The following is a 12,124-nucleotide window of genomic DNA, read 5'->3' on the forward strand; positions in this document are numbered from 1 at the left end:
ACCCCCGGACCATCGGCCCCCTCGCCCGCGCCGCCCTCGTCCTGATCCACCACACCACCGGACGCCAGGTCTAACCCACTACCGGGAAAGGCTCATTGTCTACGTGGAGCAACGCACCTCACCCGGATGTGCTGTGTGCCCGGCCGTTCCGGGCGGCAGGAGCTGGTCCCGCTCGACCTGCTCGGCCGGGTCAACAGCGTCTACCGCTTGCTCGGCTGGAGGCTCATCCCCCTCGGCACGCTCGCCGGAGGCCTCATCGCCCACGAGATCGACGTCCGAGCGGGTTATCCCGTCGCCGGTGCGCTCAGGGCGGCCGCGTTGGTGGTCAGCCTGCCGATCCTGATCCGGGTGCACCGCCAGGGGCCGCCGTCGGGCGGGGATTGATCCGCCGTTCGGCATTTTGCCGGCCTCTTGCGCCCGAAGTCGGCACCTTGCTGGGCCCTTCCGCTGAGGTCGGCACTTGGCATCGAGATCGGTCCAGGGCTGGACCGATCTTGATGCCAAGTGTCGATCTGGGCGAACGAGGTTCAGCAAGCTGCTGACCGTGCTCGTCAGCGCCCCTGCTTCTCCAGGGCCTTGCGGATCTGCTGGATCAGCGCGAACACCAGGAGCGCGGCGAAAGCGATCGAGGCGACGTTGTCGGGCAGCACCACCGACAGGCTGGCGCCGCCGAACGAGAAGACGGACGCCACCAGGCCGATGATTGCCGCCGTCTTGAGGTGGACCAGGCGGTTGCGGGCGTTGACCCAGGTCCCCGAGATGGCGGTGGGGATCATCGCGACCAGGGACGTGCCCTTGGCGAGCGCGGGCGCGAAGTCGAACAGGGCGGACAGGCCCGGCACGGCGATCTGGCCGCCGCCGATACCGAGCAGACCCGACGCGATCCCCATGACGAGGCCGAGCCCGACCATCCCCGCACCGTCGAGCAGGCTGGGGATGCCTTCGGCGGTGTCGACCGATGGCGGCTCGCCGAACCCGTCCAGCAGCGACCGCACGATGCCCGCGACGAGCACCCCGACGAACAGCCAGCGCAGCAGGGCCTCCGGGACGCGGGCGAGCAGCCGCGCGCCGTACGCCGCGCCGACCACCGAGCCCACAACCAGCAGCGCGGCGGAGATCAGGTCGACGGCGTCGTGGGTCAGGTACGGGATGGACCCGACGATCGCGGCCGGGAGGATCGCGGCGAGCGAGTAGGCGCTGGCGCGGCGCTGGGTGAGGCCGCCGAGGGAGGTCAGGAGCGGCACCATCACGATTCCGCCGCCGAGGCCGAACAGTCCGGAGAACGACCCGCCGACGATCCCGACGAGGACGGCGCGGGGAGGAGTCAGGGAGTCGTCAGTCTGCTCGGTCACCCCGTGATGATCTCAGGTGTGTGGCGATGGTCCGCGCACAGTCCATCGACGAGGTGTTCGTGGTGTCGACCTCCAGGTCGTAGGCGACGCCCTCGTGGACGACGTCGGCCTGCTTCGCGGCCATGCCCGCCACGCGGTCGCCGCGGGCGGCCTCACGCTCCTCGGCGACCGCGGCGTCGCAGCGCACGCCGACCCAGAGCGTCGGCACGTCGCCCAGTGCGTCGAGCCAGCGCCGCTGCGACCCGGCGCCCCCGAGAAACACGTCGTCGACCACTATGTGCGCGCCCGCGCGCGCCATCGCGACGAGCCCGGTGATCCAGGCGTCCTGCAGCACCATGAACTCGTGCCCGACGTCGACGCCGCCGTCGTCCGCGAAGCCGATCCCGTCGCCGCCGGACGTCAGGCGGGCGGGCATCGCGTCGACGAGCGTGTCGATGCTCAGCGAGAGCCAGGCGTCGGGGAGGGCGGACTGCAGGTCGCGCGCGATCCTGGACTTGCCGGAGCTGGACCCGCCGTTGAGAACGATGACCTGGGTGTTCATGCGGCAACGGTACGAGTGTCGGTGACGCGCGCTACAGTGGAATTCCAAGTTGAGCGGAGTAGACTCAACTTTGAGCTCGTTTCATCTTGTGCAACCTTCAGGACCCTTGGGAGGCCTCATGGACACCAAGTTCACGACCATGTCGCAGCAGGCGATCGGCGACGCGATCCAGTCGGCGTCGGCAGCAGGCAACCCGCAGCTCGAGCCCGTCCATCTGCTCGCGTCGCTGCTCCAGCAGGAGCGCGGCGTCGCCGTCGGGCTGCTCGACGCGGTCGGGGCGAACGCGCAGGCCATCGGCCGGCAGGTGCGCGCGGCCCTCGTTGCGCTGCCTCAGACCAGCGGGGCGAGCACGGCCCAGCCGAGCGCGAGCCGTGCGACGGCGACGGTCCTGGACCTGGCGTCGAAGGAGGCGCAGGGCCTGGGTGACGAGTACGTCTCCACGGAGCACCTGCTCGTCGCCATCGCGGCCGGCCAGTCGCCCGCGGCCCAGATCCTCAGCGACGCCGGGGCGACCGCCGACGCGCTGCGCGCCGCCCTGCCCGCCGTCCGGGGATCCGGCCGGGTCACCAGCCCCAACCCGGAGGGCACCTACAAGGCGCTCGAGCAGTACGGCACCGACCTGACGCAGCGCGCCCGGGACGGCAAGCTGGACCCGGTGATCGGCCGCGACGCGGAGATCCGCCGTGTGATCCAGGTCCTGAGCCGCCGCACCAAGAACAACCCGGTGCTCATCGGCGAGCCCGGTGTCGGCAAGACCGCCGTCGTCGAAGGGCTGGCCCAGCGGGTCGTCGCGGGTGACGTGCCCGAGTCGCTCAAGGGCAAGCGGCTGGTCGCTCTCGACCTGGCCTCGATGGTCGCCGGTGCGAAGTACCGCGGCGAGTTCGAGGAGCGCCTCAAGGCGGTGCTGGAAGAGATCACGGCGTCCGACGGCGAGGTGGTCACCTTCATCGACGAGCTGCACACAGTGGTCGGTGCGGGTGCCGGCGGTGACGGCGCGATGGACGCAGGCAACATGCTCAAGCCCATGCTCGCCCGCGGCGAGCTGCGCATGGTCGGCGCCACCACGCTCGACGAGTACCGCGAGCACATCGAGAAGGACCCCGCCCTGGAGCGCCGGTTCCAGCAGGTCTTCGTGGGCGAGCCTTCGGTCGAGGACACGGTGGCGATCCTGCGCGGGCTCAAGGAGCGTTACGAGGCGCACCACAAGGTGACGATCGCCGACTCCGCGCTCGTGGCGGCCGCGTCGCTCTCGGACCGGTACATCTCCGGCCGGCAGCTCCCCGACAAGGCGATCGACCTGGTCGACGAGGCCGCGTCCCGGCTGCGCATGGAGCTCGACTCCTCCCCGATCGAGATCGACGAGCTGCAACGCGCCGTCACGCGCCTCGAGATGGAAGAGGTGGTGCTGTCCGAGTCCGAGGACGCCGCGTCCAAGGACCGGCTGGAGCGCCTCCGGGCCGACCTGGCGGACCGCCGCGAGGCACTGGCGGCGCTCACCGCACGCTGGGAGTCCGAGAAGGCCGGGCACAATCGCGTCGGTGATCTCCGCGCTCACCTCGACGAGCTGCGCACCGACGCCGAGCGCAAGCTGCGCGAGGGCGACCTCGAGGGTGCCGCGCGCATCCAGTACGGCGAGATCCCGGTGGTCGAGAAGGAGCTCGTGGCGGCGGAGGAGGAAGAGGCCGGATCGGAGGACGAGCCGGACGGCCTCGGCCCCGAGAACACCGAGCCGCCGATGATCGCCGACAAGGTCGGCGCCGACGAGATCGCCGAGGTGGTCGCCGCATGGACCGGCATCCCGGCCGGGCGGCTGCTGCAGGGCGAGTCCGAGAAGCTCCTGCACATGGAGGAGGTCATCGGGGCCCGCCTCATCGGGCAGCAGACCGCCGTCGCCGCGGTGTCGGACGCCGTACGGCGCACCCGGGCCGGCGTCTCCGACCCCGACCGGCCCACCGGCTCGTTCCTGTTCCTCGGCCCCACGGGCGTGGGCAAGACCGAGCTCGCCAAGGCGCTGGCGGACTTCCTGTTCGACGATGAGCGCGCGATGGTGCGCATCGACATGTCCGAGTACGGGGAGAAGCACTCCGTGGCGCGGCTCGTCGGCGCGCCCCCGGGGTACGTCGGGTACGAGGAGGGTGGCCAGCTCACGGAGGCCGTCCGGCGTCGGCCCTATTCGGTGGTGCTGCTGGACGAGGTGGAGAAGGCGCACCCCGAGGTCTTCGACATCCTGCTCCAGGTGCTCGACGACGGCCGCCTCACCGACGGCCAGGGCCGCACCGTCGACTTCCGCAACACGATCCTGGTGCTGACCTCGAACCTCGGATCGCAGTTCCTCATGGAGCCGATGCTGTCGGACGAGGAGCGGCGCGAGTCGGTGATGACGGCCGTGCGGGCCGCGTTCAAGCCGGAGTTCCTGAACCGGCTCGACGACGTGGTGGTCTTCGACGCGCTGACGCTGGCAGAGCTCGGCAGCATCGTGGAGCTGCAGGTCGGGGCCTTCGCGAAGCGGCTCGAGGACCGTCGCATCACGCTCGACGTCACCGAGGCGGCGCGCGAGTGGCTCGCTCTGGAGGGATTCGACCCGGCGTACGGTGCCCGGCCGCTGCGCCGCCTGGTGCAGCGCGAGATCGGCGACCGCCTGGCGCGGCTCCTGCTCACGGGCGAGGTGACCGACGGCGACACGGTGCTGGTGGACCGCGCCGACGACGGGGAGGGCCTCACGCTGAAGCCGGCGATCCTGGCGGGCTGAACCGCTGGTCCCGGTGGCCCCCGCGCGCGGGCGGGCCACCGGGACCGGGCGAGGGCTGGTCAGCCCCTGCGCCAGAGCTGGGCGCCGGTGCCGTTGCACGCGTACATCGACAGGCGCGCGCCGTTGGCGGCGTTCCACTCGTAGTTGTCGAGGCACAGCCCCGAGGTCCGGTTCCGGAGCGAGAACCAGCCGTTCCCTCGGTCCTGGACCGACCAGTCCTGGTTGCTGCCGCCGTTGCAGGTCCACAGACCCACGTCGGAGTTGTTGGCCGTGGCACCGCCAAGGTTGTCGAGGCACTTGCCGGCGTAGAGGTTCTTGATCCGGTAGTAGCCGTTGACGTAGGTGAACTCCCACTTCTGAACGGAGTTCGAGCTGCACGTGTAGAGGCGCACGAGGGCGCCATCGGCCCTGTTCCACTCGTAGTCGTCGACACACTTGTCGCTGTACTGGCCGCGGATGCCCGGCTGGCGCGTGCCGTTCGCGATGGGCTGGCCGAAGAACGGGTCACCCGTGTCCGACCAGTAGAGCTGCTGGGCCCGCGTGTGCCGGTTGGGGTCCGTGAGAGCGTCCGGCGTCGGGGTGGCGTAGTCGCGCGCGTGAAAGATCAGCATGTCGGTCACGCCGTCCTCGGCGACGGTGAAGCTGCCGTGGCCCGGACCGTAGACGCCGTTGGCGGTCTGGAAGACGGGCGTCGACTTCTTGGTCCAGGAGGCGGGGTCCAGCAGGTTCGCCGACGCGGACGCCGAGAGGAGGCCCAGCTTGTACCGGGAGTCGGTCGCCGAAGCGGAGTACGCGATGAACACCTTCCCGTTCCTGACCAGCGGCGACGGGCCCTCGACCACGCCGGCGACGCCCTCCATCTCCCACGAGTACGTCGGCCGGGCGATCTCGATCGCCGACGCTGTGTCGATCGTCGTCGGCGACGTCATCCGCGCCAGGTACATGTGGCTGTTGTAGCTGGTGCTCGGGCTGTCCTGCGCCCACGTGAAGTACCGGGTGCCGTTCACCGTGAACGACGCCGGGTCGAGCTGGAACGACTCCCAGCCGGTCGTCACCCGCGCGGGTGCGGTCCACGTGCCGGTGGTGGGGTCCGCCGACGTGTTCCTCATCCAGTAGAGGCGCTGCGCGAACTGTGAGGTGCTCGGTGACGCCGAGAAGTAGAGGTACCACGCGCCGTCGACGTACTGGATGTCGGGCGCCCAGATCCAGCCGCTGAGGTTGCCGGTGGACGGCGCGGTCAACGCGGTGACGGGCGTCGCGGTGGCGAGGCCCTCAAGGGTCTGGGAACGGCGCACCTCGACCCGCTTGTAGTCGGGCACGGAGGCGGTCATGTAGTAGTAGCCGTCGGTGTGCTTGTAGATCGCCGTGTCGGCGCGCTGCTGCACCAGCGGGTTCGGTACGTCGATGAACTGGGCGGCCGCGGGCGCTGCGACCAGCGCGAGGACCGACGCGGCGACGGCGAGGGCGGCGACGGTACGCCGTCGGATACGGGCGAGGATGCTCAAGGCGACTCCTTTGTCATGTGAGCGCTAACATGGCGTACGGTGCCGCACCAGGATGCTCCGGTCAAGGCTGGGCGTGCAGCCCGGTGTCCGCCGACCGACGGACTGCCCGTTACGCCGATCGGCCGACGCGGCGCCCCGCCCGGGTCTGCGATCCTCGGGGGGTCGACCGACGACGTAGCGGTCGGGCGTCCGAGCCGACCGACGCCAGTATGTGATGGTGTTGTGCAGGTGGCTGCCCGCTCGTTCATAACCGGAAATCCCGTACGTCCCTCTGTGTGCGGGTGAATCTGTGTGCGGGCATGCCGTGCACAGGCTCAGCACGGTAAGGGCGCGCGGGGGGCGAGCCGATGGGAGCCATTGGGAGAGGCAGACGGTCAGGGAGGGCCCGGTGCTGCGGTTCCACTTCACTTCGGATGATCTTGCCCGGGTTCGGATCGCGCCGGGCCCGGACCCCATGTGGGAGACGCTGCTCAGCGCCCACGTGGTGAACCAGCGTTCGGGCTCGATCCTGTTCGGGCCCTGGCGCGGGCGAGTGTTGTCCGGCCTGCCGCCGGCGGCACGGATGCTGCTGCGCCTGACGCCGCCGCAGGGCTACTCGCCGGACTTCCTCACGCCCCTGACCGGCGCCGAAGACTTCGAGGTCGGGCTCGACGCGGTGTTGTCCACACCGCCGGCCCGGCTCCGCCACGACATCTCGCGGCTCGCGCGGGGCAAGAAGCCGCATCTCTGGATGCGTGACCTCGCCGACGGGTCCGCGCCGGCCCTGCGCGGGCTGGGCGTTGCTATGCGCACCTACTACGAGCAGGCGGTCGGGCCGTACTGGAGCGGGATCCGTGCGGCCGTCGACCTCGACCGGGCCGCGCGTACCCGCGCCTGGGTGGAGGGCGGCACCGAGCACGCGCTCCGGACCCTGCACCCCTCGATCCGGTGGGAGCATCCCGTGCTGTCGGTCTCGACGGCCGCGGAGCGGGACGTCCACCTGGCCGGTCGCGGCCTGCTGATCATCCCGTCGTACTTCTGCCATCGTGCCCCGATCTCGCTGGCCGACCCCGAGCTTCAGCCGCTGCTGCTCTACCCGATCGCCCACGAGCAGGTCTGGACGGACCGGAACTTCGAGAAACGGGCCGACGGCGGCCGTCAGCTCACCGCACTCCTCGGGCGCACGCGGGCCGCGGTGCTGCGCGCGCTCGACACCGGGGCGACGACCAGCGAGCTGGCGCAGCGGCTCGCGATCTCGCCGGCGTCGGCCTCGGAGCACGCCACGGTGCTGCGCAATGCCGGGCTCATCGCCAGCGAGCGTGAGCGCAACACCGTGATCCACGCGCTGACCCCGTTGGGCCGGACCTTGCTGGACGGCGGCGGGCGAGTCCCGACGCCGCTGACGGCTACTGCAGCAGATCCTCTGTGATCGGTTCCGCCGTGGTCGCCAGGCACAGGCCGACGCGGTCGCCGTCGCCCCACGACTCCTCGCTGGGCCCCCAGACCACGTAGCTCACCGAGTTCGTGACCGGGCTCGTGCGCGCCGTCGGACCGAGCTGCTTGGTGCCGCACACCTGCGCGATGCGCTTGTCGACCTCGTCCCGGCCCGGCCAGACGGCGGCGTCGGCGAAGTCGGTGCGGCCCACCACCTGCGCGGTGTGCGAGGCATCGCAGGGAACCGCGAGCACCTCGGAGATCTCCCCGTCCGCGGGAACGGTCTCCACGCACGAGCCGAGCACCAGCTGCAGCGGGTGAACCTCCTGGGGCTCCGCGATCATCGCGTCGATCGGCTCCCACTGCTGCCTGCTGACCACGTTCGCGATGATGGCGATCACCGCTACGACGGCCACCACGGCCAGCACCGCTCCGCCGATCAGCGCGAACCGACGCCGCTTCGCGGTCTCGTCGGCCGGCGTGGGCGGGCGCCAGCCGGCGTACGAGGCCTCGGGCGCGTAGTCGTGCACGGCCGGGAACGAGTGCGCCGAACCGCCGCGCGAAACGGGGAACGGCGACGGCGGCGTGGCGGAAGGCTGCGCCTGCGTCGGCGCGACCGGCTGATGCTGCGGCGGGGCGGTCTGCGTCGGGAACGGGCTCGGTGGCGCAGGCTCTGGCGGGGTGCGCGTCGCGGGCGGCGCGAAGAGTTCCGGCGTCTCGGCCGGAACTTTCTCCCCGGCGGACGGTTCCTCCGGGGGAGCTTCCTTGGCGGGAACTTCTTTGGTGGGGGCCTCGTCCGCGGGCGCGGCGGGGGGCCCATCCGCGGGCGCGCCTGCAGGAGAGGCCTCGTCCTCGGCCTTCTGCTCGTCGGCCTTCTGCCCCTCGGGCTTCTCGACCTCACTTGCGACGGTGCGCGGCCCCAGCGCCTTCTTGTGCGCTGCGGCGATCGCCGCGAAGGAGAGGGCCTTGAAGTCGAACGTCTCGTCGACGTCCGGGGCCGCCTCACTGCTCGACGGCGACTTGGCGCCGGCCTCGCCCTGATCGACGGCGGCGGGCGCGGCGGGTTTGCTGTCGGCGGCGCCGTTCGCCCGCAGCTCCACTGCTTCCCTCCGCTCCGTCGCGGGTTCGGGGCTCGGCGCCGCTGCTTCCGCGGGTTCGGGCGTCGACCGCGCGGTCGGCGGAACGACGGCGATCTCCTCGGTGGGCGCCTGGTTAGGCTGCGGACGGCTCGGGGATCTCGGCGCGGGCTTGGTCGGCGTGGCGGGCTCAGCAGGTTCGGCGGGCGCGGCGGGTTCCGCGGCCTGCGGTTCGGGCGTGGGCTCCGCCTCTGCGGCGGGCTCGGCCAGGGTCGGCTCGGCCTCCGGGGCGAGCTTCGCTTCACCCTTGGCTGCCGCCTCCACACTCTCTGCCTCAGGCTCCGACGCGGACGACGCCTCCGCCGTCGGCGCGGGCGAGGAATCCTCGTCGGTCTCCGAAGTCGTGGTCTCCGAAGTCGTGGTCTCCGAAGTCGTGGTTTCTGGAGCCGTGGTTTCTGGAGCCGCATTCTCGGCGGCCGCCGTCTTGGCGCCCGCGATCTTGGCGACCGGGGTCTCCACGGCCGCCGACTCTGCGGTCTCGTCGCCCTTGGTCGGCACCTCCGCGGTCGGCACCTCCGCGGTTGGCACCTCCGCGGTCGGCGCCGACTCAATGATCTTGTCCGCAGGCTCGGACGCCTCGCCATCGGCAGCCTCGGGAGCGTCGCCGGCCTGCCCTGACGTCTCCGCGCCGCTCGCGCCGTCGTCCTTGCCGGTGAGGGTGTCGGGCGCGGGATCGGGCTCCGACCCGACCGCGGACGCCTTCGCTACGGGATCCTTTGCAGCAACCTCGGCGACTTCGGTGGCGGCCGGGGACTGGTCGGGCTTCGACGTCATGCAGGTTAACTTACCGACATTCGGCAACGACCTTGCTACCAGGAGGGCACCCACTTTCGGTGCGCTCCATTTATGGACAACTTCACCCGCTGATTTCCCCATCGCGAGTGGAACCTGGGCGCATCGCGCCCGGAACTCGTGACAGATCAGTCCATAAGGTCGACGATCACGGGGACATGGTCGGAGGCGCCCTTGCCCTTGCGCTCGTCCCGGTCGATCACGGCACCCGACGCGCGGCCCGCGAGCGCGGGCGACGCCCAGCAGAAGTCGATCCGCAGCCCCTTGTTCCGCGGGAAGGCGAGCTGCTGGTAGTCCCAGTAGGTGTAGGTGTGCTCCTCCGGGAGGAACTTCCGCGTCAGCTCCGTGTAGCCGGCCCCGCCGAACGCCTCGAACGCCGCCCGTTCCGGCGGGGACACGTGTGTCTTGCCCGCGAAGTCCGCGGCGTTGTACACGTCGGTGTCCAGCGGGATCACGTTCCAGTCACCCGTGAGCGCGACGGCGTCACCGGCGTCGGCCCAGGTCCGTGCCGAGGCCCGCAGGGCCTCCAGCCAGGCCAGCTTGTAGGTGTAGTGCGGGTCGTCGAGCGCGCGGCCGTGCGGCACGTACAGACTCCACACACGGACGCCGCCGCAGGTCGCGCCGATCGCCCGAGCCTCGACCGGCGGTGCGACGTCGAGCAGCGCATCGGGGCCGTCGTCGAGCACCTTGGCGAAACCGGGCTGGCCCGGGAACTGGGTGGCGACGTCGTCCAGGCCGACGCGGGACGCGATCGCCACGCCGTTCCACTGCGACAGCCCGAAGTGCGCCACCTGGTACCCGGCGGCCTCGAAGGCCGCCGTCGGGAACTGGTCGTCCCGGCACTTGGTCTCCTGGATCGCCAGGACGTCGGTCTGCGACCGGTCGAGGAAGGCGAGCGCGCGGTCGAGACGCGTGCGGATGGAGTTGACGTTCCAGGTGACGAGGCGCACGTGGGCCAGCGTACTTGCGGTACTCCGATGGCTCCTCGACCCGACCGGCAAGTACGCCTACCGGCGTCAGGACGGCGTCGCTGTGATTCCCGCCGCACTTCTGGGACCCTGACAACCGAGCGGTTTCACCCCGACTACCCTGGTTTCGTGCAGATCCTCACCAGGCGTATCGCCGTCGGCGCCGCCGTCGCTCTCACCACCGCGGTGCTCGGGGCGTGCTCTGCCGGAAGCTCGTCCGGCGAGGCCTCGGGAGAGGGGCGCACGGACGTCGTCGTCGGGCTGACCGGGGAGCCGACCAACCTCGACTTCACGACCACGTCGGGCTCGGCCATCCCGCAGCTGCTGATGAACAACGTGTACGAGGGCCTGGTGACGATCGACCAGGAGGGCGAGGTACAGCCGCAGCTCGCCGAGTCGTGGGAGATCAACGGGGACCGCACCGTCTACACGTTCAAGCTGCACGAGGGCGTGACGTTCTCCGACGGCTCGCCCTTCACGGCGGACGACGTCGTCGCGTCGATCGACCGGGTCCAGGACGACTGGACGCTGAGCCTCAAGTCCAAGATGGACGTGGTGGAGAAGGCCGAGGCGATCAGCGACACCGAGGTCGCCGTGACCCTGCAGCACCCGAGCAACTCGTGGCTGTTCGACATGGGGACGTCCGTCGGCGCCATGTTCCCGGACGACCTGTCCGCAGACCTCGCGACCGAGGCGGTCGGCACCGGTCCCTACACGGTCGAGGACGTCGCCACCGGCGAGCACGTCACGCTCGCCGCCCGCGACGACTACTGGGGCGAGGCGCCCGCGATCACCGACGTCACCGTCCGCTACTTCGCCGACGCCAACGCCCAGGCCAACGCGGTCCGCGCCGGCGACATCGACATGGCGTACAACATGCAGGCCCCGGACCTGCTGTCCAGCCTCCAGCAGGACGAGAACCTGCAGGTCATCGACGGCACCTCGACGGGAGAGGTCCTGCTCGCGCTGAACAACGCCGCGCCGCCCTTCGACGACCTCAGGGTGCGCCAGGCGATCATGTACGCGATCGACCGGCAGGCGGTCCTCGACACCGCATGGGCCGGGCACGGGGAGCTCATCGGGTCGATGGTCCCGCCCACCGACCCGTACTACCAGGACCTGACGGACGCATACCCCTACGACCCGGACAAGGCGCGGGAGCTGCTCGCCGAGGCCGGCGCCGAGGACCTGAGCATCACGTTCGACGTCCCGACTCGCCCGTACGCCGAGGCGGTCGCCCAGGTAGTGGTGTCGCAGCTCAAGGACGTCGGGATCGACGCGAAGATCGTCCCGGCCGAGTTCCCCGCCGTCTGGCTGGACAAGGTGTTCACCGAGCACGACTACCAGATGTCAGTGATCCTCCACACCGAGGCCCGGGACATACTGACGATCTTCGGCGACCCCGACTACTACATCGGCTACGACAACCCGCAGCTCAGCCAGGTAGCCGAGGAGGCCGACGAGGGCAGCCCCGACCAGTACGTAGCGGGCATGCAGGAGGTCGCCCGGATGATCGTCGACGACGCCGCGAGCGACCCGCTGTTCCTCTTCCCCAACACCGTGGTGGCCGACGCCGGCCTGACGGGCATCGCCGCGAACGCGACGACGGAGTCGATGGACCTGACCGGCCTGCGCTGGTCCGACAGCTGACCCGGCCCGACGCCGGAC

At 70.8% G+C, this 12,124-nt stretch carries 9 protein-coding genes; 4 read left to right on the forward strand and 5 right to left on the reverse strand.

The features are described 5' to 3' along the window. Positions 1-135 precede the first annotated feature (135 nt). Positions 136-384, forward strand: a complete 249-nt coding sequence (locus C8K30_RS23085) for a hypothetical protein (protein ID WP_108495260.1) — start codon at positions 136-138, stop codon at positions 382-384. Between the two features lie 167 nt (positions 385-551). Here C8K30_RS23085 and C8K30_RS23090 read toward each other — a convergent pair whose 3' ends face one another. Both C8K30_RS23090 and cpt read right to left on the reverse strand, forming a co-directional pair. Further along, a complete protein-coding gene (locus C8K30_RS23090; protein ID WP_108495261.1) occupies positions 552-1,352 on the reverse strand; it encodes a sulfite exporter TauE/SafE family protein in 801 nt (266 codons plus the stop codon). Continuing rightward, positions 1,336-1,893: a chloramphenicol phosphotransferase CPT gene (gene cpt, locus C8K30_RS23095; RefSeq protein WP_108495262.1), complete on the reverse strand. Its 558-nt coding sequence runs from the start codon at positions 1,891-1,893 to the stop codon at positions 1,336-1,338. Before cpt ends, C8K30_RS23090 begins: the two co-directional genes overlap by 17 nt. Before the next feature lie 118 nt (positions 1,894-2,011). Here cpt and clpB point away from each other — a divergent pair, with 118 nt between their 5' ends. Then, positions 2,012-4,642: an ATP-dependent chaperone ClpB gene (gene clpB / locus C8K30_RS23100; protein WP_108495263.1), complete on the forward strand. Its 2,631-nt coding sequence runs from the start codon at positions 2,012-2,014 to the stop codon at positions 4,640-4,642. A 59-nt stretch (positions 4,643-4,701) separates the two neighbouring features. On the opposite strand, the gene C8K30_RS23105 is transcribed toward clpB, so the two are convergent. Then, positions 4,702-6,147 carry a family 43 glycosylhydrolase gene (locus C8K30_RS23105; protein WP_199230660.1) on the reverse strand — a complete coding sequence of 482 codons (1,446 nt, stop codon included), beginning with the start codon at positions 6,145-6,147 and terminating at the stop codon, positions 4,702-4,704. A gap of 388 nt (positions 6,148-6,535) precedes the next feature. On the opposite strand from C8K30_RS23105, the gene C8K30_RS23110 reads away from it, so the two are divergent. Beyond that, on the forward strand, positions 6,536-7,555 hold the full coding sequence (locus tag C8K30_RS23110; RefSeq protein WP_108495264.1) for a winged helix-turn-helix domain-containing protein: 1,020 nt from the start codon (positions 6,536-6,538) through the stop codon (positions 7,553-7,555). Here the strand turns inward: C8K30_RS23110 and C8K30_RS23115 are convergent. Together C8K30_RS23115 and C8K30_RS23120 are read right to left on the reverse strand one after the other, a co-directional pair. Then, on the reverse strand, positions 7,533-9,470 hold the full coding sequence (locus C8K30_RS23115) for a septum formation family protein (RefSeq protein ID WP_108495265.1): 1,938 nt from the start codon (positions 9,468-9,470) through the stop codon (positions 7,533-7,535). The genes C8K30_RS23110 and C8K30_RS23115 overlap by 23 nt on opposite strands. A gap of 146 nt (positions 9,471-9,616) precedes the next feature. Further along, positions 9,617-10,438: an exodeoxyribonuclease III gene (locus C8K30_RS23120; RefSeq protein WP_108495266.1), complete on the reverse strand. Its 822-nt coding sequence runs from the start codon at positions 10,436-10,438 to the stop codon at positions 9,617-9,619. Positions 10,439-10,585: 147 nt separating this feature from the next. Here C8K30_RS23120 and C8K30_RS23125 point away from each other — a divergent pair, with 147 nt between their 5' ends. Then, positions 10,586-12,106 carry an ABC transporter substrate-binding protein gene (locus C8K30_RS23125; protein ID WP_108495267.1) on the forward strand — a complete coding sequence of 507 codons (1,521 nt, stop codon included), beginning with the start codon at positions 10,586-10,588 and terminating at the stop codon, positions 12,104-12,106. Positions 12,107-12,124 lie beyond the last annotated feature (18 nt).

Source organism: Promicromonospora sp. AC04 (genome assembly GCF_003058225.1).
In the GTDB taxonomy this organism is placed as follows: domain Bacteria; phylum Actinomycetota; class Actinomycetes; order Actinomycetales; family Cellulomonadaceae; genus Promicromonospora.

What these genes read in the sequence shown, in the direction of transcription:
- cpt (WP_108495262.1), bottom strand. Translation starts at nt 1,893, where the DNA reads ATGAACACCCAGGTCATCGTTCTCAACGGCGGGTCCAGCTCCGGCAAG.
- C8K30_RS23115 (WP_108495265.1), bottom strand. Translation starts at nt 9,470, where the DNA reads ATGACGTCGAAGCCCGACCAGTCCCCGGCCGCCACCGAAGTCGCCGAG.
- clpB (WP_108495263.1), top strand. Translation starts at nt 2,012, where the DNA reads ATGGACACCAAGTTCACGACCATGTCGCAGCAGGCGATCGGCGACGCG.